The sequence below is a fragment of the Pseudoalteromonas tunicata genome, assembly GCF_002310815.1.
GTDB classification, from domain to species: domain Bacteria; phylum Pseudomonadota; class Gammaproteobacteria; order Enterobacterales; family Alteromonadaceae; genus Pseudoalteromonas; species Pseudoalteromonas tunicata.
This window is the reverse complement of the sequence record NZ_CP011032.1, coordinates 1,051,048-1,074,518: the sequence shown is the minus strand read 5'-3', so window position 1 is coordinate 1,074,518 and position 23,471 is coordinate 1,051,048. Positions and strand designations below refer to the sequence as shown.

The 23,471-nt window shown below is 39.4% G+C and carries 20 protein-coding genes; 9 read left to right on the top strand and 11 right to left on the bottom strand.

Annotated elements, in window-relative coordinates:
- Nucleotides 1-58: 58 nt before the first annotated feature.
- The 5 genes from PTUN_RS04955 (at nucleotide 59) to PTUN_RS04935 (ending at nucleotide 4,936) form a co-directional block, all read left to right on the top strand.
- Nucleotides 59-1,126 (top strand): methionine synthase, encoded by a 1,068-nt coding sequence (locus PTUN_RS04955; RefSeq protein WP_040643957.1) that lies wholly within the window; start codon nucleotides 59-61, stop codon nucleotides 1,124-1,126.
- A gap of 457 nt (nucleotides 1,127-1,583) precedes the next feature.
- Nucleotides 1,584-1,976, top strand: coding sequence for a BON domain-containing protein (locus PTUN_RS04950; RefSeq protein WP_009838597.1), 393 nt, complete (start codon nucleotides 1,584-1,586; stop codon nucleotides 1,974-1,976).
- 340 nt (nucleotides 1,977-2,316) lie between these two features.
- A complete protein-coding gene (locus PTUN_RS04945) occupies nucleotides 2,317-3,174 on the top strand; it encodes a chitodextrinase (protein WP_040643956.1) in 858 nt (285 codons plus the stop codon).
- Nucleotides 3,171-4,325, top strand: a complete 1,155-nt coding sequence (locus PTUN_RS04940; protein WP_009838595.1) for a KTSC domain-containing protein — start codon at nucleotides 3,171-3,173, stop codon at nucleotides 4,323-4,325. The genes PTUN_RS04945 and PTUN_RS04940 overlap by 4 nt, the downstream gene beginning before the upstream one ends.
- A 326-nt stretch (nucleotides 4,326-4,651) precedes the next feature.
- Nucleotides 4,652-4,936: a hypothetical protein gene (locus PTUN_RS04935; protein WP_009838594.1), complete on the top strand. Its 285-nt coding sequence runs from the start codon at nucleotides 4,652-4,654 to the stop codon at nucleotides 4,934-4,936.
- A 334-nt stretch (nucleotides 4,937-5,270) separates the two neighbouring features.
- On the opposite strand, the gene PTUN_RS04930 is transcribed toward PTUN_RS04935, so the two are convergent.
- Nucleotides 5,271-7,685: a patatin-like phospholipase family protein gene (locus tag PTUN_RS04930; protein ID WP_040643935.1), complete on the bottom strand. Its 2,415-nt coding sequence runs from the start codon at nucleotides 7,683-7,685 to the stop codon at nucleotides 5,271-5,273.
- 818 nt (nucleotides 7,686-8,503) lie between these two features.
- On the opposite strand from PTUN_RS04930, the gene PTUN_RS04925 reads away from it, so the two are divergent.
- Nucleotides 8,504-8,692 carry a hypothetical protein gene (locus tag PTUN_RS04925; RefSeq protein ID WP_040643934.1) on the top strand — a complete coding sequence of 63 codons (189 nt, stop codon included), beginning with the start codon at nucleotides 8,504-8,506 and terminating at the stop codon, nucleotides 8,690-8,692.
- Nucleotides 8,693-8,887: 195 nt separating this feature from the next.
- Here the strand turns inward: PTUN_RS04925 and PTUN_RS04920 are convergent, their stop codons facing one another.
- From PTUN_RS04920 to PTUN_RS04885, 8 genes are all read right to left on the bottom strand, one after another.
- Nucleotides 8,888-9,502 (bottom strand): type I restriction-modification system subunit M N-terminal domain-containing protein, encoded by a 615-nt coding sequence (locus tag PTUN_RS04920; RefSeq protein WP_009838590.1) that lies wholly within the window; start codon nucleotides 9,500-9,502, stop codon nucleotides 8,888-8,890.
- Nucleotides 9,503-9,597: 95 nt separating this feature from the next.
- The gene (locus tag PTUN_RS04915) at nucleotides 9,598-10,035 is read right to left on the bottom strand and encodes a hypothetical protein (protein WP_009838589.1); all 438 of its coding nucleotides are present in this window, start codon (nucleotides 10,033-10,035) and stop codon (nucleotides 9,598-9,600) included.
- Between the two features lie 15 nt (nucleotides 10,036-10,050).
- Nucleotides 10,051-11,337, bottom strand: a complete 1,287-nt coding sequence (locus PTUN_RS04910) for an N-6 DNA methylase (RefSeq protein ID WP_009838588.1) — start codon at nucleotides 11,335-11,337, stop codon at nucleotides 10,051-10,053.
- 1 nt (nucleotide 11,338) lies between these two features.
- Nucleotides 11,339-11,935 (bottom strand): restriction endonuclease subunit S, encoded by a 597-nt coding sequence (locus tag PTUN_RS04905; RefSeq protein ID WP_040643933.1) that lies wholly within the window; start codon nucleotides 11,933-11,935, stop codon nucleotides 11,339-11,341.
- A gap of 340 nt (nucleotides 11,936-12,275) precedes the next feature.
- Nucleotides 12,276-15,167 (bottom strand): aminomethyl-transferring glycine dehydrogenase, encoded by a 2,892-nt coding sequence (gcvP, locus tag PTUN_RS04900; RefSeq protein ID WP_009838586.1) that lies wholly within the window; start codon nucleotides 15,165-15,167, stop codon nucleotides 12,276-12,278.
- A 232-nt stretch (nucleotides 15,168-15,399) separates the two neighbouring features.
- Nucleotides 15,400-15,789 (bottom strand): glycine cleavage system protein GcvH, encoded by a 390-nt coding sequence (gcvH, locus tag PTUN_RS04895; RefSeq protein ID WP_009838584.1) that lies wholly within the window; start codon nucleotides 15,787-15,789, stop codon nucleotides 15,400-15,402.
- Nucleotides 15,790-15,836: 47 nt separating this feature from the next.
- Nucleotides 15,837-16,916, bottom strand: coding sequence for a glycine cleavage system aminomethyltransferase GcvT (gcvT, locus tag PTUN_RS04890; RefSeq protein WP_009838583.1), 1,080 nt, complete (start codon nucleotides 16,914-16,916; stop codon nucleotides 15,837-15,839).
- A gap of 225 nt (nucleotides 16,917-17,141) precedes the next feature.
- On the bottom strand, nucleotides 17,142-17,744 hold the full coding sequence (locus PTUN_RS04885; protein ID WP_009838582.1) for an aminomethyltransferase family protein: 603 nt from the start codon (nucleotides 17,742-17,744) through the stop codon (nucleotides 17,142-17,144).
- Nucleotides 17,745-17,870: 126 nt separating this feature from the next.
- Here PTUN_RS04885 and PTUN_RS04880 point away from each other — a divergent pair, with 126 nt between their 5' ends.
- Nucleotides 17,871-18,716 (top strand): LysR family transcriptional regulator, encoded by an 846-nt coding sequence (locus PTUN_RS04880; protein ID WP_009838581.1) that lies wholly within the window; start codon nucleotides 17,871-17,873, stop codon nucleotides 18,714-18,716.
- Nucleotides 18,717-18,806: 90 nt separating this feature from the next.
- Complete coding sequence (locus tag PTUN_RS04875) at nucleotides 18,807-20,807, top strand: winged helix-turn-helix domain-containing protein (protein ID WP_009838580.1); 2,001 nt, start codon at nucleotides 18,807-18,809, stop codon at nucleotides 20,805-20,807.
- On the opposite strand, the gene PTUN_RS04870 is transcribed toward PTUN_RS04875, so the two are convergent.
- Both PTUN_RS04870 and PTUN_RS04865 read right to left on the bottom strand, forming a co-directional pair.
- Nucleotides 20,782-21,885 (bottom strand): alpha/beta hydrolase-fold protein, encoded by a 1,104-nt coding sequence (locus PTUN_RS04870; protein ID WP_009838579.1) that lies wholly within the window; start codon nucleotides 21,883-21,885, stop codon nucleotides 20,782-20,784. The two genes, PTUN_RS04875 and PTUN_RS04870, sit on opposite strands and share 26 nt — an antisense overlap.
- Nucleotides 21,886-22,036: 151 nt before the next feature.
- Nucleotides 22,037-22,591, bottom strand: a complete 555-nt coding sequence (locus tag PTUN_RS04865; RefSeq protein ID WP_040643955.1) for a MarR family winged helix-turn-helix transcriptional regulator — start codon at nucleotides 22,589-22,591, stop codon at nucleotides 22,037-22,039.
- A gap of 141 nt (nucleotides 22,592-22,732) precedes the next feature.
- Between PTUN_RS04865 and PTUN_RS04860 the strand changes: the two genes are divergently transcribed.
- Nucleotides 22,733-23,470 carry a hypothetical protein gene (locus PTUN_RS04860; protein ID WP_009838577.1) on the top strand — a complete coding sequence of 246 codons (738 nt, stop codon included), beginning with the start codon at nucleotides 22,733-22,735 and terminating at the stop codon, nucleotides 23,468-23,470.
- The last annotated feature ends 1 nt before the right edge of the window (nucleotide 23,471 follow it).

Sequence of the window (23,471 nt, the reverse complement as noted above, 5' to 3'; positions counted from 1 at the left end):
CATAACAGGCTTTAACGTTAGCTTGCAATCAAAACCCAATTTTATGGCAGCATTTATTATGAAAACACAGACTCACAACACCCTATTGCCGACGTCAACAGCCGGCAGTTTACCTAAACCACTTTGGCTTGCAGAGCCAGAAACACTTTGGTCGCCTTGGAAACTACAAGGCGATGAATTAACAGTCGGCAAGCACGACGCATTGCGCGTATCATTGCACGAGCAACAACATGCTGGCGTTGACATTGTTAGTGATGGCGAGCAAACCCGCCAACACTTTGTCACCACCTTTATAGAACACCTCAGCGGCGTTGATTTTGAAAAACGTAAAACGGTAAAAATTCGCGACCGCTACGATGCCAGTGTACCAACAGTGGTTGGCCCTGTGAGCCGCCAAAAACCGGTGTTTGTTGACGATGCCAAATTTTTGCGTCAACAAACCACGCAACCCATTAAATGGGCTCTGCCCGGCCCGATGACCATGATCGATACCCTCTACGACGAGCATTATAAGAGCCGCGAAAAACTAGCATGGGAATTTGCCAAAATTCTCAATCAAGAAGCCAAAGAGCTAGAGGCTGCCGGAGTTGATATCATCCAATTTGATGAACCCGCATTTAATGTGTTTTTTGATGAAGTGAACGATTGGGGCATTAAGTGTTTAGAGCGAGCCATTGAAGGACTAAAATGCGAAACCGCTGTTCATATTTGTTATGGCTACGGGATCAAAGCCAATACCGATTGGAAAAAAACCCTTGGCTCACAATGGCGTCAATATGAACAAATATTGCCAAAACTACAGCAATCAAATATCGATATTATTTCGCTCGAATGCCACAACTCGCGTGTGCCAATCGAACTACTTGAACTGGTTCGAGGTAAAAAAGTAATGGTGGGCGCGATTGATGTGGCTACCAATACCATTGAAAGCCCTGAAGAAGTTGCAAATACTCTCAGAAATGCGCTTAAGTATGTTGATGCCGACAAGCTCTACCCTTGTACCAACTGTGGTATGGCACCGCTTGCCCGCGATGTCGCCAAAGGTAAACTCAACGCCCTAAGTGCCGGTGCAGCCATCGTCCGAGAGGAACTTTTAACGAGTACTTTGAGCCAAAATTTAGCTTAAAAGCCGCTTAACCTAGTAAATACCTAAGCCCACGGTATGTCATTACCTGGGCTTATCACGCTTTGCCTAACCAAACCCGCTTACGCTTAAAAACATTATCCCTTAGTTCTTTACAACTAAAAGTAATTTCAACCCTCAATAATAAATTTATCTCAAGTCGCTCTTTTCAGGCCAACCCATTGAAAAAGTTTGTAATAGCGCTGCCGCAGCGAACAAGAAGCGAATAAGCAACAAGTCAGGCTAAATCAAATCACAGCTGTAACACTTCAAGACACCATACAATAAACACATTATTTTCGACTATGTACGCCACCATACAGACGCATTGCCAAAGCAGCTGCATAGTCATAGCATCGACAATAGGGGTTAACTCACTGTCATTTCAAAAATAAACATTAAAAATCAATAACACTCAGTTTATTTGGCCAATATATTTTTTCAATAACAGGAAACAAAAATGGAATTATTTCATGTATTAAAAATTGTCACCGTTTCAGCTCTACTCACGGTCAGTCTCAGTGCATGCGAAGATGCGGGGAAAGCACAATCTGCCGGAAAAAAAATCGATCAGACAGTTGAAAAAGCAGGCAGTAAAATCAGCGACACCGCAGACAACCTTGGTATGGCCATCAATGACACTGAAATTACTGGCAAGGTCAAAGCGGCTATTTTTGCCGATCCAGACTTAGCAACCCTGAGTATTAGTGTTGATACTAAAAAAGGCGTAGTTACGTTAACAGGCTTTGTTATCTCTGCCGCTAATAGTGATATGGCCACTGTATTAAGCGAAGAAATATCTGGAGTTAAACAGGTTAATAACCAGCTTACAATTAAACCAAAACAACTTTAACAGACCCGTTGATACGCTACGAAACACTGCTAAAAACAGGCTATCGCAATGCTATATTATGCGCTTAACTACACGCGCTAATAAACAATTAAACATGATATCTGCTGTTATAAAACCAACATTGTGAGGTTCTATAACAGCACACTAACAATTAATCCCTGTACCAAAGCTAAAATCGACGATCTCTAAATGGCTATAACCTCAATCCTAGATAATAAATCAATCTTGCGCAGTTTCTACGCTGTAACAGCGCCTACCAAATCTCCAGCCAAAAACTTGAATTTACCTAAAAAGCGAACTTAATTTAAACGTACACCGCATCTATCAAATGGAATTTGAAATGATCAAGCTCATACTCTTCGCATGTATATTTTTTTGTTCGCAAGCTTTCACTGCAAACATCTTTCAACTTAGCCCACAAGCCACAAGTATCGATTTAGCAAACATTGAACCAAATCATCAACCATGGAACGCCAGTTCAATCTACGTAGCCGGTGACATAGTCACCCATAACAACAGCTTATTTATTGCCGCTTTTTGGGTAAAAGGTATTGAGCCAATCGAAAACCAACCGTATTGGGATGGTTGGATTTGGTTACAAAACACAGTGATAGAAAAATGGCAAGCAAACAAAATTTATCAAGGTGGTAGTTTGATAAAACATGGCACTGACTACTACTTTGCCCGCTATTGGAATGAAAATAACCCACCTAATGCCCATAGCAGTTGGCAGCGCATTAAAGATTTATTTTACCTAAGCCCAGATTTACCTCCGGAACACCCTGACGACTTTAAAACGTTAGATGGTGTTGACCAAAATGATAACGGTATTCGTGATGATTATGAGCGCTATGTATATGAAAAGTTTGATTCACCTCAGCTCATCACTTTTAGTTTAAGTGCAGCGCCAACATTACAACTCGTCATTGATATTGAACAAGGTCGCATACCAAATTTAGATATTAATATAGGCAAACAAATAATTTTAGACTTCATCAATATCAGTATGTGTACTAGGCAATTGCAAAGTAACCATCCAACTTTTAGAAACCCAAAGCTTATGTATTTCAATACGATAGATAGAGCTTACGCCAATCGAAAAGCACAGAACAAAATTGATAATTTAATCCCTTGGGATGATGATTTTCATTATGGGGCAGATAAAAACTGCCTCGCATTAGAAGGGGCAATAAAATGACTAAATATTTAATAATATTTGTTTTAAGCCTATCTAATTACTCTTATGCTGACTATGCACCTCAAGATAGATACTGTTCCAAACAAATTGATCAATTAAGATTATTTTATATTAATGGGATGTTTACCACGCTCGATAATTTCCGTGATAACTTATTTTGGCTTGATAACTTTCAATATACTGAGTTAAGTAGCTTTCAAAAAGGAATTAAACCAACTGGAAGCTATAACAAAGATGAAGACCTTCACTTACAAATTTATGAAATAGCTCAACAAAAATATGCCGACTTACCTATTTTTTCAAAAAAATATTATGTAATTAAAGCTATATTAGGTGGAAACCTTGGATCACTTTCATCTGAAGAAGTTGAAATGGTAGAAGCTGTGCTTCAAGAGATATTCTCCGCTGTCGACTTCAAAAGATTAAATGATACCGATTACAGGAATGCCTATCAAAAATTGCTCTTTCAACTACATTCTTGTAATCGCATAATTTTAATCGGCCACTCTCAAGGCAACTATTATACGAATTCACTCTTTGATGAAATTTTATCTAATTATCAATATAGTGATGGTTATTTAGCATCAGATTACCCCATGGTGGGTCTAGCCTCAATAGCAACACCAACATTATCTCTTGGTGGTAATTTGGGCGATGAATATCGTCATTTAATTTCTCACCTGACTCTAGAACAAGATCAAATAATGCGTGTAGTAAGAATTTTATTTGGCAGTATGCCGTCTAACTTTTCTATATCTTCATTATTCGATTATACCGGACATAGCTTAATTGATTCGTATATAAGAAACCCTCCTGTCGCGAATCAAATTAGCAATGACATAAAGCAATCCATTTCGTACCAAGTTCCATTCCCATTGTTTGAACAACATCCTGTAAGCTCAACCGCTTTTTCACATATAGGTTATTCAACTATTAACAATGTGCTCGACCTAAAATTTAAATCAGGCAGTGTTTATCGCTATTACGAAGTGCCAATACCTGTATGGGAAAATTTCTATTACTCAACATCGATGGGTGAGTTTTTTAATGAAAATATTCGAGGGCAATATCGAGCTGGTAAGTTAGAGATTGAAAGTATGAAATTTATGACATTTACATCTAACGAGCCAATTGCAAGCGTTCACAAGTAACGTTATGTATTCGTTTGAATATTAGGCTATGGCATTAAATCACAGCCTAAAAGCGTTTAACCACCGAGGGAAAAGAAGCGCAACGCTTCACCGAGAGGGATTAGTTATTTAAGGTTAAGTGCAAAAAGCGGTTTCGCTATCTCGTTTAATACCAAGGTTACCGTATCGAAAAGCGGTTTATTTTGGTTAGCAGAACTGAATTAAAAACCCGAGCTGCTTTTAATATGATTATCACGTCTTGCTTTTTGGCTTTGATTTAATAATTTAATTTATCTTAACGCTCACCTTCGCACTCTAATAATGTGATAAAGATTTAAGGTGGTTTTATGAGCGTGTATTGCAAATTCGCATGGAAGATTAGCGATGACCTAAGCGTTAAAGACGCACTGAATCAATTTGCTCAGAGATATTTTGATGCGCAAGCAGCAGTACAACTCGAAGAGTATCAATATGCTGTAGACAATGGAATGAACGACTTAAGGGCTGTAATTAAACCAGAACACCACTTAATTACCTTCTGTTGTCGTTACAAAAAGGACATTCAACGTACTGAAAACATTGTAAAAAAGTTTGCCCACGAAAATGGCCTACAAATCGTAGTTTTACAGTGATGAAACTCAGAAGTCTAATGCTGATTATAAATGTTGGCTTACCGTTAGAAGTTAAACCTTAGAAAACCGCTTTGTTTAATGATGAATGAGATCTACTACATATGAGATCTGTTAACACCAATTTTCTTTGCTAAACAACTATTTTGTGCCAAAGAACTAAATTGCTCGCACTGTAGGGGTGACGCTCCAATATCGCGAAAGAATGCCAAGATTATAGCACGGAACGATTTACATCTTTTCGAAAATTATTGCACTACATCATGCGATGATTTTGTAAAAGGTGAGTTTATTTAAAATGCGAGATGAAAGAAATCGGACACCTTGATTTTTCATGTTATTTAAAAGCCCATATCAAGTCATCAATATTGGTGAACATTAATTTGACGCTCCAATCTTCCCCGCCATAATCACTCAATATATCTCTAGTCCCTATTGAAAATCGTATTTTATCAGACAAAAACCCAAAATTTATCTCTCCACCAAGTAATACTTTATTACCAAAATTATCAGTGTTTGAAATGTTTCTATTGACTGATAAAGATCCACCCCATGAAGAATAGAATGTGCTTGGACGATGAAAACGGGTGCCAACCCAAGCATTCACAAAGTCGACACGGTCATCAGATTTATCTTTAATTTGCATATGCAAAGACATACCGAACTCAAAATTCCCATTGTATGTTCCGGTAGCTCGAAAATTAGGTTCTTGGGACCAGGCAACGACGATCCCAGTTTGAACAGCGTCTAAGCCAAATTGATCAGGAGCAAGAGAAATAAGTAAACTTGATTGATCATGGGGCCTAACATTTCCAATATTCTCAGAAGCAAAACTGTCAGGCGGAATTAATATGTAGGCACCAGACAAGAGTTTATTAAAGCCACCGCGATTCTCTCGTTCTAAATAAATTAACCGTTGAGTCGCCCGTTTAACTATAAGGGTGCGCCAAAAATCTCGCCGGAACATCATGTAGTTCAATTGGTCTGAAACCATAATGGAACTGTCTTTTCCATCTCTATAGCTGATATACTCAGCAGTATAATTATTCAAAAAATCATCAATTTTTTTGTCTCCAGTTTCATGTATAGCTAAAAACACTAAATAAGTCTTTGAGGAATAATTTTTATCATACAGAGAATTAATAACCTCAAGCCAAGGCGAATTTTCTTCAGAACATTTTTGTGCATTTACACACGATGCAAAATCGTCATTTAAAAAAGCGCCTACTAAGGCGTTAAAATCTCTTAAATATATTAATTCGCTTTCCTTACTAGTAGAAACACCTTCAGTGACTTGACTCAAAACCTGCCTAAAGGTGTCCACTTCGCATTTAGTTTTAATATTGTCTGATAACTCGTCAGCGCACAATTGCTGTGAAACAAAACGCATACCATCATAAACTCCCGCTACGTAATCATATTCACGAAAAGATGGATCAAAGAAAGCGCCAAATGCTCCTAAAAAATTTCCTGTCAGATACGGATTACGAACAGTTGGACTATAGCTCCGCTGACTTTTTTTATTAACCGCGAAGTACAAGTTTAAATCGTTTTGTAGGTCGCGTTTTCGAAGCGTGCCAATTCCAGGTAATATATTTTTCAGTTGGTTCATCAATGTTAAGGATGTTTCTTTTTGTTCTTTTTGTTCTTTTTCCAGCTTCTGAGCTTCTGTTAAGTTTGATTGTTGTTCATACTCTTTAGGATCAGAGGGTCTGTTGGTATTATCCGGATCAATAAATACAAAACTTCCAATATCCCCTCTTTCATTGAAGGTAGACATAAGTTCAGCTGCTAATCCGATAGGAATATTGTTAAAATATCCACCATCAATGAACATTCCTTTCAGTGCATTATCTTTATGACAATACTTTTTGGCTGTCTGCGCTTTGTCGTAAAAACAGTAATTCAACGTGATTGGGCCGAATGCACCGGGAAAAGCGCTAGACGCTAGGCCTGCACGAATAACAGAGTCAAATGGAATTCGGCCTGCATGTGACGGCAATTGGATATACTTGCGATTTGAAGTGTCTATCAACGACCAAGGTAATTCTTCGTCTGATAGCGCCTCGAATGCTAAACGATATGCACCATCTATGTCGGGAACCGATATAAGACGAATAGGAATCGCATAACTTTGTTCCCGAATAGTAGCCGAAGTATTGTTATTTAATTCAAGTTGAATTTCATTTGGTCTTGCTAATGTCACCATGATTCCAACAATAATATTACAGTCTTTCTTAGCCTGACCTGTTTCAAACATATTTCGCAATTTATCTATGGGCTCCTCAAATACAGTTCGACTAAAAATAGAGTCTACTATTTTTTGCTTTTCATTATTGGCTGAAACCCCGCCTAGAGATAAACCATCATATTTGGAGTAATCTACGGGCATTAAATTGTCTAATCCTACACCTATCCATATATCCCTAAAGATATTGTCGAATAGAGTCTGACTGTATTTATCGTATTTGATACATGAGCTTATAGCTGACGCTATAGAATTAATCGCACCTGCTGATGAGCCTGTTGTAACATTCATTTTTGGGAGTTTTTTAACATCCATTTTTGAGGGGATTAAATATTTATGCTCAGAATTCATCGTTTTTACTATTACGTGATTCAGTCCTGCCTCATAGACTCCGAGACTAATACCACCAGATATGACAACCGCGCTTGTGTCCTTTTCTTGTGCAAGGGCAATTGATGAAAAGCATGGAACTGATAACAAAAACCAATAAAAAATAGATTTCATATGTAACTCCATTTACCAAAATAAATTAATTAAGACTATGTTTTTTAGCGCGATTGTTTCCGATTTTTCAAGTCAATGACAATACTTTGCTATCTAATCAAACCTTTCGATTTGACTTAACATTTTTCCCTCCATTAAGAGTTACTTATAAACAAAAAGATTTGTAAATTTAGAACTTGACAGAAAATACATGAACTTAGAGCGCCTACTTTTTATACAGAAAAGTTATCAATAATAAAACAATAGCACAAGAATAAAAGTTCGCTTTATGAGCAGATAAATTTTGAATTAAGTTAAAAAATCGTATGGAAAAGGAAAGTGTAGCAGTCCAGTACTCAATATATTCAGTATAGATTACATATTGTGCTGACAGGTTCTTTGGCCCGCTTCGGATAGATATCCAACCTAGATTCAGATCATCAGACTATTCTCTGTGTGTCCGTTTTTCGCTCAGGTTAATGGGAGTGAGGCTAAAATTCCATTAGCCTGCGCTCATTTGAGACTGTCAGATTTAGTCTATTTAGACTGTTCGATTATTAGAGCAATATGCTCCCGCAGGGTTCGCTCGCCGCGAAAGGCATCATCCACCCCAATTCCATCCATGTGTGAATCTATCAACCAGTTCTTCTAGTATCTCTTGCAAAATTAATGGCACCTTCCCTACCAGGGTCCCTTCCATGAATTCTTGCAGAGTCTCTCGAACAACAGGTGGACAGCTTCCCCCATTCCTGAAACGTCGTTATCACTCGGTAAGCGCGGCTTAATGGCTGCAAAGCAGCCGCCACACTTAACGAATGATTTACTTTGGGGAGAAAAGCATGGTTACTTTGATTATTACGAATTTTACAACTGGCAAAAAAAGTAGAAGCACGTTAAATAAAACATTTGAGAAAGCTGAAGCAGTTATTAAAAGAAGGCTAGATAAATTAGCTCAGAATAATAATCGATTTGACGCTGTCGTGTATGGCGATGGCCAGCAAATCGGTTTTACCGAGAGTGATTTTTAATGGTATTAAATTAACTATCACTCATAGTGATATCCCAAGAAAGGTTGCTTTACTGAATTCACTTATTTTGTGAAGCACTTTTTAGTCACAGCTTAAGCTCGATAGCCCCTAATTTCAGATTGAGTATGAGTACTACAACTTAGGGTTATCATCTCAAATCAAAAGCCCATTCAGCACAGATAAAAAGGTAACACTTTATGCTGCTAGTTTAAGATGACTTTTGTTGGGTAAATTTGTATATGACATTATGTAGAATTCACCACCTTTTTTACCTGCATCATCAGCAAACATACCAATAAGGTACTCGTAAGCATCACCAAGTAAATCGGCTTTATAAAGGTTTTTGTTACCTAGCTTATGTTTATTGAAATGACGTAATAAACGCATTAATAACTCATTACTCAGTTTGTCTTTATCACCAAATTGAATAGCAGTAAGTACTTTTTCTAGTGACGTATTTTGACGTTCAATTTCAGCAAAAGCTTCATCGATACTTTCACCGACATTTTCAGTTTTCTTAACTAAATTTGCCCAACGTGCATCTTCTGGTACAAATTGCTCAGGGTTGTCAGATTGAATAAGTTCCATTGCCTCTGTAGCGCTGCAATCTTCCTCTTTCATTACGTCAGCAATACGTTCATCAAATACATCAGAAAGACGTTTAATAAAAATGAGACCAAATATGTAGTTTTTAAAGTCACTACTGTCTACTGTGCCACGCATAATATCGGCACTTCCCCATAACCAGCTTCTTAGCTCTTCTAAGGTGATTTTTTCTGCTGTTTTTTCTACTTTAGTTTCTGTAGTCATTTGATTCTGCTTTTAAGTTTGCTTCGTTAACGAAGACTTATAATTTGGTTTTACAGTGAGTAATCATAAAAGATGATTACTCACTACTTAATTTGTTATGACTGCTCAGCGGCAAGCCATGCGTAATAGACTAATGCACTAAGCACATACCAACGCGATTTTGCGTTTTTGTCTCTTCTGACATCTTGAAACCAATTAAAAAATAAGGCTTTGGTTTTAGGTGTTACATAAAAATTCATGGTTACATTGCTAAACGATATAAACAGTTTTTCCGTAGCTTCAACATTTATTACGCCACATGCGCTGGCATATACTTCACTAATTATTTGCTTGAGTGCATGTTTTCTTTTTTGTTGTTTATCTTTACTACCCACTTGCTCAAATTGGTGGTGAAAGCTCGTTTTAACTTTTTCAGGTATCGGCAAATAGTTGTTATTATTCGCGCTTTTAATCCTGTAGTGTTCATTTCTCGCAACACTATAACAGTGTTGCTGTTCCAAAGAACCTGAGATTGATACATATATGTTTAACATTGTAACCTCCTTATTTTATTGATTTAATAACGTTAGTAACTCCTGCTGAGTTTGTTCAAAATATTGTTGATACTGAGCTAACATTTTTAGCTGTTCAGCCATGTTGGGTATTTCTATAACTTCATCAACATAAACATATTTAGAGATGTTTAAGTTGTTACCCGTATTATCAGATTCGGTTTGTCTGATCTCGCGTATTGTCACGTTTTTAGCTTTCGATTCATCTGCAATATCGCCATTAACTAAACCTGAAATTTCTTCTAAATCAGATTTACTAAGCTCAATATGAAACTTGTTTTTATGACCTATATCTCGAATATCAATAAAGCGAATTGGGCTACCTTTAACTTTCGCTTTATCAAGCACTAGTAGTACTGGCTCAATACCTGTTCCATTTAAAACCCCTGATGGTAATGCAACGATATAATCTACCAATTCATGGTTTAACAAGTGCTCACGTACAGCAGCATCATAACCACCACGAAACAAACACCCTTGAGGTAACACTAAATACGCTTTACCTGTTTCATTGAGTTGATGAAGAGCAAATTGCATCCAAATAGCATCACCTGCTGATGTAGGGATAGATTTACCCTGTTCAGTGATTATAAAAGGACTGTGTTCTAATTCCGTACGAAAATTACTCTCAAACTTTTGAGCTAATGGTGGCTCCATTACTACCAGGTCAAACTTTTTACCTTCGAACTTAAATTCACTTAAACTGTTTCCTGTAAAAATTTCTAAGTTTTTACCTTCTAGCAATAGTAAGCGATTGGACAGACTTGCTGACTCTAAAAATAATTCTTGCAAAAAAGTTTGCTTTGTTTTAATTAAGCTCGAAGTTCGAGCTAGACCACAAGCAGCATCTAACAATGTTTTTTGGGAAGCATCGCCTACTAATTTAGTAATCAATTTTTCCATGTAAGCAGTGCTACCAAATTGCCCATGCTTACCAGCATGATCAATTAATAGCTCTCTTATAGCAGGAGCAAATGCTGATAAATCTTCAAATGAGGCAATGCTATATACAATTCTGGTTATAACGCTTTCAGGCAATATATTAATTTCAGTGCAATGTTCAAAAGCTGTTTTATACTTTTTTCTTAACTCAAGTATCACTTCATTTAATGCTGGAATTATCGCATTAGCTCCCATATTTTTAATATGTGTAAAGCGCTCCTGATTCAATAAAGCACAGGTTGCAACCGTAGTGATTATATCTAAGGTATTGCGAGGGTCGGTGATCCCTCGGCCTGTATCGACTAAATTCCAAATCGCTTTTTTATAATCTTCATTAATCATTTTATGTAGCCTCAATTAAGTTAAGAACTTTAGCTTCAACAGTTTTTTGCTGTTGCTCAGCGAGCTTTAACGTTGCGCGGTTAGCGGCAATGCCAGCATGAAATAATCCTGCAATTTGGTTTTGAACTTCAACAGTTGGAAATTTAATATTTATTTTTTTAAGACCACTTAGAGAGATGCTCTTAATTACATTGGTAGAAGAAGATACACTAGAATGGTTAAGTGCTTTTTTACCTAAAGGTGAATTAAAGTAACTAACAATAAATTCAGCTTTTAGTCCGCTCTTAATTCGTATAACAATGAAGTTAGCTGTAGCAACTAAATTATGTTTTGCTACTTCCTCCGTTACAATGCAACATTTCATCGATTGGCCACGTGCTAGTAAAACCACATCACCAGATTTCAGAAGAAACTTATCAATTTTTTTGCCTTCTTTAACTTCTATACGTTGAAGGCTTTCTGTTGATATATAACCATCAGATAAAAGGTCACTCCCTTTAAGAGCACAGTACTTATGATCTGATTGCTGTGCAGTTTCTTTTTCAAAAAATGCACTTGGTGCACCTGCAAACATAGTTTCACATTGTTCAAATATCATAACAATCTCCCAACACATTAAAAATCGTAAACTGATTAGTATTTTCTTGTTGAGTGTAATTTAGCGCATGATTTAAAATGAGTCAATAAAAAATAGTAATTGACTTACTATTTTTTATTTTACTAAGAATGTTTAACTTATATATGAAAAAGGCGAGCCTATCATTTCTGATAAGACTCGCCTTTTTCTGGGTAAAAAAATAAACAAACTATGAGTTTGTCTATTTTTAATTACTTGTTCACATTTACAGGCTTCTATTAATGTTACTTTCAAACTTTATTAAAGTTTCAAACTTGTTTCTATTGTTTCAATCTTTATTCGAAAGTGACATAAATTTTAATTATTCTGTATAGCTGTCAATCGGTGGGCATGCACACACTAGGTTGCGGTCGCCGTATACGTCATCAATACGGGTTACTGTTGGCCAGAATTTGTTTTTAGCTACCGCTGGTACTGGGAACGCTGCGTAGAAACGGTCATATGCACGGTCCCACTCGTTGCCAAGTACGTCTGCTTGAGTATGCGGTGCAAATACTAATGGGTTGTTTTCCACTGTCCACTCGCCGCTTGCTACTTTATCGATTTCGCCTTTAATAGAAACCATTGCTTCAATAAAGCGGTCGATTTCAACTTTAGACTCAGATTCAGTTGGCTCAATCATTAACGTGCCAGCTACTGGGAACGACATAGTTGGTGCGTGGAAACCGTAATCCATTAAGCGTTTTGCTACGTCCATTTCTGTGATGCCTGTGGCTTCTTTTAATGGGCGTAAATCAACGATACATTCGTGCGCAACACGGCTATTTTGACCACGGTATAAAATTGGGAAATGCTTGCTTAACTTTTCAGTTAAGTAGTTTGCATTGACAATAGCCATTTCGGTTGCTTGTTTTAAGCCTTCGCTACCCATCATGGTGATGTATGCCCATGAAATAGGAAGGATGGCAGCAGAACCATAAGGCGCTGCAGATACTGCACCGTTACCTGCTGTTGTACCTGGCACGTTGATAACGCTGTGGTTAGGCATAAATGGCGCTAAGTGTGATTTCACACCAATTGGGCCAACACCTGGGCCGCCGCCGCCGTGTGGGATACAGAATGTTTTGTGTAAGTTTAAGTGTGATACGTCTGAGCCGATGAAACCTGGGCTTGTAACACCTACTTGCGCGTTCATGTTTGCGCCATCCATGTACACTTGGCCACCGTGTTGGTGAATGACGTCACATAACTCACGGATGGTAGCTTCGTACACGCCGTGTGTTGATGGATAAGTTACCATGATGCACGATAGGTTTTCTGACACTTCTTCAGCTTTCGCTTTTAAGTCAGCCATATCAACGTTACCGTTTTTATCACAGTTAACAACCACTACTTTCATGCTTGCCATTTGCGCTGTTGCAGGGTTTGTACCGTGCGCAGAGCTTGGAATTAAACACACATTACGGTGGAAGTCGCCGCGTGATTCGTGGTATTTACGAATGGCGATTAAGCCTGCGTATTCGCCTTGTGCACCTGAGTTTGGTTGCATTGACACCGCATCGTAACCGGTAATATTCACTAACCAATCATGTAATTCGTTGATCATGATTTGGTAACCAGCTGCTTGGTCTAATGGGCAGAATGGGTGAAGGTTAGCAATTTCAGGCCACGTTACTGGGATCATCTCTGCTGTTGCATTCAATTTCATGGTACAAGAACCTAATGAAATCATTGAATGATTAAGCGATAAATCTTTGTTTTCTAGACGTTTGATATAACGAAGCATTTCTGTTTCGCTATGGTACGAGTTGAAGTTTGGATGCGTTAAAATGGCATCGTCACGTACCAGTGCCGCTGGAATTGAATCTGAACCATTTGCTGTGATTTGCGCATCAAGTGCAGCAACATCTAAGCCATGGCCTGCGCCTAAAATAACGTCAAATAATGTTGCGATATCAGCACGTGTTGTTTCTTCGTTCACTGAAATCGAGTATTCACCCGCGTGGTTAGTCGCAAAGTTAATTTCTGCAGCTAATGCACGAGCAACAACTTCGTCTTTATTTGCAGCCACAACTGTTAGCGTATCAAACCATGTTGAATGTTTTAAGCTTACGCCTTTAGCTTGTAAACCAGCGGCTAAAATATCCGCAAAACGGTGAATACGCTGCGCAATGACTTTTAAGCCTTGTGGGCCGTGGTAAACCGCATAAAACGCAGCCATGTTGGCAAGTAATACTTGCGCTGTACAAATATTTGAGTTGGCTTTTTCGCGGCGAATGTGTTGCTCGCGGGTTTGCATTGCCATACGTAGCGCGTCGTTACCTAAACGGTCTTTTGAAATACCGATGATACGACCTGGTAATGAACGTTTGTATTCATCACGCGTTGCAAAAAACGCTGCGTGTGGACCGCCGTAACCCATAGGTACACCAAAACGTTGTGCTGAACCTAGCACTACGTCTGCACCCAGTGATCCTGGTGATTTTAATAAAATTAAGCTCATGATGTCTGCTGCAACACAGGCAATGGCTTTTTTATCTTGTACTGTTGCAATTAAAGCTGGGATATCAACAACTTCACCCGTTGTTGATGGGTATTGGAATAACGCACCAAAAATGTCGTGATTTGCCACATCTGCCGCAGGCGCAACAACAACGTCAAAACCAAATTGGCCTGCACGTGTTTTAATTACGTCGATTGTTTGTGTGTGTACGTCATCGGCTACGAAGAAAGCATTGGCTTTTTTCGCTTTAGCAACACGTTTTGCAAGGGCCATTGCTTCGGCAGCGGCTGTTGCTTCATCAAGTAATGACGCTGATGCTAAATCTAAACCGGTTAAATCAATCGAAAGCGTTTGGAAGTTTAATAATGATTCTAAACGACCTTGGGCGATTTCTGGTTGGTATGGCGTGTACGCTGTGTACCAACCTGGATTTTCAAGTACGTTACGTAAAATAACGTTAGGAACTAATGTCGGGTGGTAGCCTTGACCGATATACGATTTGTAGAGTTTATTTTTTGATACTACCGATTTTAAGTAGCTTAATGCTTCTACTTCAGTACGGCTTTCACCGACTGTTAAGCCCTGCTTTAAACGAATATCTGCAGGTACAGTTTGGCTGATAAGCTCTTCTACACTTGATACATTTAATTCAGCTAGCATGGCTGCAGTTTGCGCTGCATCCGGGCCGATATGACGGCGAATAAAATCTTGCTTTTGCTCTAGTTGATCAAGAGATTTGGCGTGTGACATTAGTCCAGATTCCTATTAATCCAAAAAAAATAAATGTTACAAACCGGATTGGTCGGTTTGCTAACACAATGCCGTTGAGTCAATGGGGTTAACAACAACATTTGAATTTGTGCAATCAAAGTACTTACGTATTTCAATTGGCTTTAGTTTGGTTTTTTATGATTATTGCCAAGACAATGATGGTAAAAAACCATAAAAGCCCCAAATGGGGCTTTTATACATCAAACGACTATTATTCTTCGTCGATTGAGTTTTCGTAACCTTCAGCATCAAGTAGGTTATCAAGCTCAGACTCATCTGATGCTTTAATGCGGAATAACCAACCATCACCATAAGGCTCTTGATTTACAGTCTCTGGTGAATTTTCAAGTACTTCATTCACTTCAACAATAGTCCCGCTAATTGGTGCGTAGATATCAGACGCTGCTTTTACTGATTCTGCAACAGCGCAATCATCACCGGCTTCATATTCAGCTTCAACATCTGGTAACTCAACAAACACCATGTCACCTAAAAGTTCTTGTGCGTGCTCTGTAATACCAACAGTGTAAACACCGTTACCTTCAGCGCGAACCCACTCGTGTGATGATGCGTATTTTAAATCGCTTGGGATATTGCTCATTCTACTGTTCCTTCGACTAAATTATTTTGGGACTAGCCCGAAACTGATTAAATTATTTTTTTACCAAAACGTACAAATGATGGTGCCACCACTTTTACGTCAACTAATTTTTTACGCATTTCTACTTGCGCAGTCTCACCAACGGTATTTGGTACGCGAGCAAGCGCGATACTGTAACCTAAGGTTGGTGAGAATGTACCAGAAGTGATTACACCTTCGCCACCTTCTACGATGACTTTACTGCCTGAGCGTAATACACCTTTATCTTCATAGACTAAACCAACCAATTTATCGACACCTTCTGCTTTTTGTTTAACTAAAGCAGCGCGGCCGATGAAATCACGATCTTCTGGTTCCCATGTAATGGTCCACCCCATATTAGCAGCAAGTGGTGATACAGTTTCATCCATATCTAAACCATATAGGTTCATACCCGCTTCTAAACGTAGCGTATCACGTGCGCCTAAACCAGCAGGTGCAACACCCGCATCTAATAATTTTTGCCATAAATCAGCAGCTTCGTCGTTATGAACAACAATTTCATAACCCGCTTCACCGGTATAACCCGTGGTTGCTATAAATAAGTTGTCGGCTTGAACACCAAAAAATGGCTTCATACCTTCAATTGCAGCGTTTTGCGCTGCACTTAATACGGTGGCTGTTTTTGCTTTTGCATTAGGGCCTTGTACCGCAATCATTGCAAACTCTGGGCGCTCAGTCACTTCAACGGCAAAATCAGCAGAGATTTGTGCAATCCATGCTAAGTCTTTTTCGCGTGTGGCTGAGTTTACAACTAAGCGGTAATCTGTTTCGCTGAAGAAATAAATGATTAGGTCGTCAATCACACCACCTTCGTGGTTTAACATGCCAGTGTAAAGCGCTTTACCCGGTACAGTTAATTTAGCAACATCGTTTGCAACTAATTTGCGTAAGAATGCTTTGGCATCGGCCCCTTTCACATCAACGATTGTCATGTGAGATACGTCAAACATGCCCGCATCGGTGCGCACTGCGTTGTGCTCTTCGATTTGAGAACCGTAGTTGATTGGCATTTCCCAACCGTGAAAATCTACCATTTTAGCGCCAGCTTCGATGTGCTTAGCGTGAAGAACTGTTTTATTTGTCATAATATTCCTGCACTTAAGTAAAAGCCCTAACAGTCAGGCCGCTTCCTCATCATTGAGGGGAATAACATGGGCGGCGATTATACATAAGTTAATAATCTCTACCACTGATTTCATATTGCGATTTTTTCACTGTGAATAGAGCTAAAACTCAGCATAAAACACTGTAGATCTAGCCAAATACTAGCAAAAAAATCTAAACATTCATTTAAGGTTATTTGATGCACACTAAGCTGCGTGCGCATTAAACCCTAGGCCAATAAAACGACTTTGCCAATTAGCAAGTTCGGTTGGATTGGCAATTAATTCATAACTTTGGCCGGCATCATTTGCCACCGCAGTTAAAAATACTGCGTTGCTTTGAGCGCCAAAACGCAAAGCATAGTCAGATAAACGTAAACCCGGGGTTAAAGCAAACTCATCCACCAGCGTCTTAAATGCATCAGCACCTTGCACCGATAACACCGCTAAATCATCACGAACAATCACATCAATATCAAAATAAGTTTCAAATTGAGTCAGCCAGTTGGCAAAAATAAGAGGCTCAGAGGTGTTCACAACAAGGCGAAAAGCAGATTCAGAAAAGTAGTACACATCAAGGGTCATGTTTTGGTTGGCGCTAAAGCCATTAATTTTGCTTTGTAAACCCATGCCTTGCGTGGTGAGCTTGGCCACATTAGCGACCAGAATTTGACGTAAAAAAGGTAACACCGCACTGCCGCCGATATCAAACACCCATTTGTTGGCGACATAAGATGTACTGTTTTGTTGCGTTAAAACAGTGGTGCTGTCGTGCAAATGGCTAGCAAACAATTTGGGTTGAAACGCCATGGTTAATACCTAGTTTACATTGATGCAAAAATTATATTGCGCCAGCAAGTGAACAACAAATTGTAATTTTAAATCTACTGATAAATAATACTTATATTAAAGGTTGGTTAAATTGAGAATGTTAATATGAAAAACATCCCTACCGATAGCTTACGCACCTTAGTCACTGTGATTGAAGTGGGCGGTTTTGCTAAGGCCGGTGAGCTATTAGGGTTATCGCAACCTGCGGTGAGCCTGCAAATAAAGCGCTTAGAAGAAATTTTAGATACCAAACTATTTAAAAAGCAGGGCCAACGCCAAGTACTGAACCATCATGGTGAGTTATTGCTGCCACTGGCAAAACAAATATTACATACCAACGACACTATTTTGCAGCAATTTAGCTCAGAAGTGATCACAGGTAAAATTCGCCTTGGTATTCCAAGCGAATTTGCCGCCACGATTTTACCCGCTATTATTGGTGACTTTGTATCGCTCTACCCTGATGTATCCCTTGAAGTAAAATCAGAGCTCAGTAAACAGCTATTACAGCCAAGTAACCGTGAGCAATTTGATTTAATTTTGACTTTAATTGAGCAACTGGACCAAAACGATCACCCCGTGTTTATGCAAGATGAGCTGGTATGGGTGGGCGATTTAAACTTAGTCCAAAACGCAGTTGTGACCTTAGTTGCCGCACCACAAGGCTGTATTTATCGCCGCCGTGCAATTAAAGCTCTCGAAGAAGCCGGTTTAAAATGGCGCATTGTTTACACAAATGCTGATTTAGCGGGCCTAACAGCAGCACTCAAAGAAGGGCTTGGTATTACCGTGCTTGCCAAGCAAACCGTGCCAAGCGAGATCTCTTATCAAAAATCGACCGCTATTTTGCCTGCTTTAGGCACTGTGGGTATTAGCTTAATCAAAAAGCACCAAGACACTAACCCAGCGGTTGATAAGTTAGCAGAGTTTATCGCGCTGCGATTGAAGTAAGAACGCTTAACATACGCGCAGTTAAAGTAGGTGTGTTCAAATAAGTTGATTTAATAAGTACCAGCAGCGTTTGCATGCAAGGCCAATAAAATGATAATTATAAATGGGAAAACAATTGATTTAGCCACCGGTGAGCTCAATCAACATGGCGAGACTCAGCAGCTTGAACCTAAAGTTTTGGCGGTACTCACCGTGCTTTATCAAGCTAATGGCATGCTGGTATCGCAGCAAACCTTGCTCGATACTGTTTGGCCTAATACAGTGGTAGCACCCAATGCCTTGCAGCGCTGCATTACTCAGTTACGTAAACACTTAGCCGATGACGATAAAACCTTAATTCAAACCTTTGCTAAACGTGGTTATCGCTTACAAGTTCCAACCACCACACCAAGGCTAAAAACCACTCGTTCGCTACCAAAACCACGTAGCATCGCAATGATAGCAGTAGCTTTACTGATTATACTTTCGCTTATTTGGCTGCAATTTAGCTCGCCCCAACAGCTTTTAAGCGTCTCTAAAATTTCCCCCCTCACCTACCAACCAAGCGCCGAGCAACAAGGCAGTACCTTTAACCAGCAACTGGTTTATGTGAATAAAACAGCCAATACCAGCCAGTTAATCTGGCTAAATCAGACTTCAGGTGAAGAGCGAATATTACACCAAAGCGCACATTATTTAGGCGTGGCAAGCTTTGCCGCTGATGGTGAAACGCTATTAATTGCAGAGCAAGTATTTACTGAGGAAGATAAAGAAAGCAAAAAATGTAGCCAAATTATTCTGCTTGCTGTTAAAAACAATTCAGACCCACGTATTGTCAGTCCATGTATGAGCGCACAAATCAGCCAGGTTTATTGGCTTAATCAGACTAAGGCGATTTTTTTAGCTAATAACCAACTGAGTACCATAAGCTTAACAGCGCCTCATTCTCAAGTGACGTTAAATCTTACCGATGACATCGCAAAAATTGCTCATTTTACGCTTTCAGATCAACAGTTAGTTATCAGCGGCCAAACAGCTACAGGGCAAAACTCGCTTTGGTTTTTAGCACCACATACCAATGATGGTTTTACTTTAAGCCACAAAATAAACCTTACTTATGATGTATTTTCTGCGTCAGCAGCTGTAAAACTGACCGACAATAAGTGGTTGCAAAGTCATTTAAATACGCTGTACGTTTATTGTGATGCTGAGCTTTGCGGGCAAACTCCCTTAGCCACACAAGCAACAATAACTTTAACCGCTAAACTCAACCCCAAAACGCTGCTTGCCACCAGCATACTTAAAAATGCAGCCATCACCCATCGCCACTGGCAAGAGCAACAATGGCAAGCAAAACACATCCTAACCAGTGAGTTTTTAGAGCGTAGCGCTCAATTTCAACCAAATGGTCAAGCGATTGCTTTTATTTCAAACCGTACTGGCACAGAGCAATTATGGCTTAACCAAAACACCACGGCACAAAACCCTAAACAACTCACTTTTGCCGATCCAGTTCATGACTATATTTGGCAAGCCGATGGACAAGCACTTTGGTTTCTAACCGCAAAAGGGCTTTATCAGCTGACTTTAACGGCACCAGAAAAAATCACTCATCATCCGCTTAATACTGCAATAAGTGATTTAATGCAGCATGTTGACGATAAGGATAACAACTGGTTATTAGTTAAAACACAAGCTGGCAGTCAATTAGCCACTGTGAACCTAAAAACAGCAGATCTAACACCACTTAATGTGATTGATGTGGCATGGGCGCAAGCACTTGATGCCTCAAGGATAATATTTGCCACCATAAAGCATCCGTATCTGCAATTATTAAGCGACAATTCAACCAGCCCCATTACCGAACTGGCTGATATAAAACTGCAGTGGCGTTTTTATTTACGTCATCAGCAGCTATACATACCCGATAAACAAACTCGTATTTGGCGCTATGATTTTACCAAACGCAGTAAAGTGCAGCTGGGCCATTACGATGCCGATAGCTTCCTCACTACTGATTTTCAAGGCGCACCATTACAAATGCTGAGCGATACACCCAAAGCCAGTCAAACAAACTTAGTGGCCATTAGTTTGACTGGTTTAACTCCATAAGTAGATTTTGGCTGTATTGCAACGCTTCGTCATCGTGTTGCTGTTTGGCAAGCGCTATCACTTGCTCAAGCTTTATTTTTGCCTTAGAAATATCACCGAGCTTTACCAAAGCTTGCGCATAACGTATTAAATACAGTAACTTTTCGGGATATTGCGTGACCAAATAATCAAATACTGCCACACCTTCTTTGGGTTGCTGATGGTCAAAATAATAATTGGCCAACCCTTCTAGGTTTTCAAATGGTGGCCACTCAAAACCGTATTGACGCTTTAAGCTTTGCTGATAAGCAAGCACTGCTGCGACTCCTTGCTGAGCAAAAGGTTGAAAGTTTGTAATATGAATAGCGCTAAAAAGTTGCTTAACGGCCTGTTCAAAATGAATAACTGGATTGCTGATGTAATTTTCACCACTTAAATCATTAAAAATAGCGGTTTTGTATTCTGATAATGATACCTGTAAAGATGCAAAATAAGGGCGATTACCAGTAAATGTGCCAAGCGATAAAAATAAACTGCGCTGCGCTAAATGTGCTTGTAACTGTTGGTTTAATTGCTGATGCCACTTGGCGCTTTGGAGCTCTAACGCAGGGCTTGAAATAACCGCAGCTTGGTAATGAGTTGGATATTGGCTAAAAAGCTCAAGCGCCAGATTACCTTGCGTCGAAAACCCTTCAATGAGTGTAAAAGGTGCAAGGTTAAGCGCCCCTTGCAAAAAAGGCAGTAACTGCTGGTGAAACAATTGTACGGTTAACCCTGTTTGCATGACCGAACTATTGGCTTTTACAAACTGAGGTAAACGCAAGATCACCACTTGCGGCATTGGGCCAAAGCTAACATGACTGAGCCAATCAATCTGCGCCTCAAGCACTGCAATGCGGCTATCACCGGCTGTGGTAACAAGTAGAGGATATGGCGTTTTACGCGCACCATCATAATCATTTGGCAGTAATACCGAAAATACATACGGTTCTGCCAGCGCTTGGCTACTAAAACGCAGCTCTTTAGCCACTGCGCCATAACCATGCTTTGGCAGTAAAAATAACCCCACCAGCAACAAAACAACTAATTTAAGCTTCATAACATCTCCTTTATTAAAAGTAACAGCCTACTAAAAAGAGAGTTAACTGCTTGATTTACTTGTGATTAAGCGCTGATGATTTGCTGATCTTGTATCAGTAAACTTATTTGTTTTAATACACACAATTTTGAGTGCATTTTTTATTCAATAGTTAGGTTAAATACTCGCGGCAAATTAAGGTCACATCGTATTCGCTTAATGTATCTTTTGTTAACCCACAGACAAAGCCGCTATCAGTTGTTTGGTTGTATTGACAATTTTGGCAAACACCAAACCCTTTGCGCCCTGTACTGGTTTGATAATGAAGCAATAAGGTTTTTAAAGCACTGCTGATCTCCAAGTGCTCTTGCTCTGATAAACCAGCCAGCATGTGACTAAATTGCGTAGCAGGATAAGTTTGAGCCAAATAAAACAATCCTGCTTGTGTGGCTTTTAGATGGGTAATGCGTTTATCTGTAAGGTCTTTTTGCTTTTCAATTAAACCTTTTGATTCAAGCACTTTAAGAGTTTGCGACACGGTGCCTTTGGTTAATCCTAAATAATCGGTTACTGCCAACAAGGTATCTGAGTAACGATTACAAATCGATAAATAATACAATGCCTCTTGCTGCACAGGCAGCAAGCCCAATTGCAATCCTTGATTGCGCGATTCGTAACGTAGCATGTTGGCTATACGTTCGATGAGATTAAAAATATCACTGTTCATGGCGCCATAGTATCGAGTCAAAACCGCTTTGCCAAGCAGTAAAATTATTTTTAGTTTCGACTCAAAACAATGTTGACAAAACAAATAAACTCCCCCCTAATGAATATAGTTTCGACTCAAAACAATTTATTGGAGATTTAAATGAACAAACAATTACTACTGATAACCAGCTTGCTATTAACCAGCACAACTACCCAAGCGCACAATGAACATCAAGGGCATATATTGGCCGAAAAATCAGCGCAAGTGCCAGCCGCCTTTGATATTGTTCATACCAAAGTCACCACACAAAATGGCATGCTTATTTTTCAACAAGAAGTGGCAGGTGTCGCTGGCAGCAATAAACCGAAGGCTACGGGTAATCTTGCAGGTGCTAATGTGTACAGCTATGTCTGGCCTACAAACTTAAATTCGGCGCAAGTTGGTTTTGAAAAAGACCAAGGTATTTTAGCGTTAGCGCTCACCATTCATCCCGATTTTGATGATACGCCTTTATATGATGAAGATAATGACGGGATCAAAACCAATGATGGCGACAACTGGCACAGCCATTGGGTGGTATTAGTGAATGATGAAGCTTGTGGCCCAGGCGCATTAAAGGTCAAAGATATCCCTAAAGGCAGCCAACCTAAACTGCCTGCTACATGGCCAAATTTACCACTTTTTATTGATAGCCCAGGATATGACTTCAAAATTGATCAGTCGGAAGTATTAGTGCAAGTGCCGCTGAATAAAGTCAATATTGCAGCCTCGTTTGCATTTGATGGAGTCACCAGTGCGCTGCGTATTAATCAGCAAGTGCACGACCCTTTACTGTGTGTCAGCCAAGTATTTGATATTGCCTCGGGTGATTTAAATTTACCCGGCCAAAGCCAATAAG

Excerpts from the sequence above, each read along its gene's own strand:
- PTUN_RS04955 (WP_040643957.1), top strand. The coding sequence starts at position 59 with ATGAAAACACAGACTCACAACACCCTATTGCCGACGTCAACAGCCGGC.
- PTUN_RS04950 (WP_009838597.1), top strand. The coding sequence starts at position 1,584 with ATGGAATTATTTCATGTATTAAAAATTGTCACCGTTTCAGCTCTACTC.
- PTUN_RS04945 (WP_040643956.1), top strand. The coding sequence starts at position 2,317 with ATGATCAAGCTCATACTCTTCGCATGTATATTTTTTTGTTCGCAAGCT.
- PTUN_RS04940 (WP_009838595.1), top strand. The coding sequence starts at position 3,171 with ATGACTAAATATTTAATAATATTTGTTTTAAGCCTATCTAATTACTCT.
- PTUN_RS04935 (WP_009838594.1), top strand. The coding sequence starts at position 4,652 with ATGAGCGTGTATTGCAAATTCGCATGGAAGATTAGCGATGACCTAAGC.
- PTUN_RS04930 (WP_040643935.1), bottom strand. The coding sequence starts at position 7,685 with ATGAAATCTATTTTTTATTGGTTTTTGTTATCAGTTCCATGCTTTTCA.
- PTUN_RS04925 (WP_040643934.1), top strand. The coding sequence starts at position 8,504 with ATGGTTACTTTGATTATTACGAATTTTACAACTGGCAAAAAAAGTAGA.
- PTUN_RS04920 (WP_009838590.1), bottom strand. The coding sequence starts at position 9,502 with ATGACTACAGAAACTAAAGTAGAAAAAACAGCAGAAAAAATCACCTTA.
- PTUN_RS04915 (WP_009838589.1), bottom strand. The coding sequence starts at position 10,035 with ATGTTAAACATATATGTATCAATCTCAGGTTCTTTGGAACAGCAACAC.
- PTUN_RS04910 (WP_009838588.1), bottom strand. The coding sequence starts at position 11,337 with ATGATTAATGAAGATTATAAAAAAGCGATTTGGAATTTAGTCGATACA.
- PTUN_RS04905 (WP_040643933.1), bottom strand. The coding sequence starts at position 11,935 with ATGATATTTGAACAATGTGAAACTATGTTTGCAGGTGCACCAAGTGCA.
- gcvP (WP_009838586.1), bottom strand. The coding sequence starts at position 15,167 with ATGTCACACGCCAAATCTCTTGATCAACTAGAGCAAAAGCAAGATTTT.
- gcvH (WP_009838584.1), bottom strand. The coding sequence starts at position 15,789 with ATGAGCAATATCCCAAGCGATTTAAAATACGCATCATCACACGAGTGG.
- gcvT (WP_009838583.1), bottom strand. The coding sequence starts at position 16,916 with ATGACAAATAAAACAGTTCTTCACGCTAAGCACATCGAAGCTGGCGCT.
- PTUN_RS04885 (WP_009838582.1), bottom strand. The coding sequence starts at position 17,744 with ATGGCGTTTCAACCCAAATTGTTTGCTAGCCATTTGCACGACAGCACC.
- PTUN_RS04880 (WP_009838581.1), top strand. The coding sequence starts at position 17,871 with ATGAAAAACATCCCTACCGATAGCTTACGCACCTTAGTCACTGTGATT.
- PTUN_RS04875 (WP_009838580.1), top strand. The coding sequence starts at position 18,807 with ATGATAATTATAAATGGGAAAACAATTGATTTAGCCACCGGTGAGCTC.
- PTUN_RS04870 (WP_009838579.1), bottom strand. The coding sequence starts at position 21,885 with ATGAAGCTTAAATTAGTTGTTTTGTTGCTGGTGGGGTTATTTTTACTG.
- PTUN_RS04865 (WP_040643955.1), bottom strand. The coding sequence starts at position 22,591 with ATGAACAGTGATATTTTTAATCTCATCGAACGTATAGCCAACATGCTA.
- PTUN_RS04860 (WP_009838577.1), top strand. The coding sequence starts at position 22,733 with ATGAACAAACAATTACTACTGATAACCAGCTTGCTATTAACCAGCACA.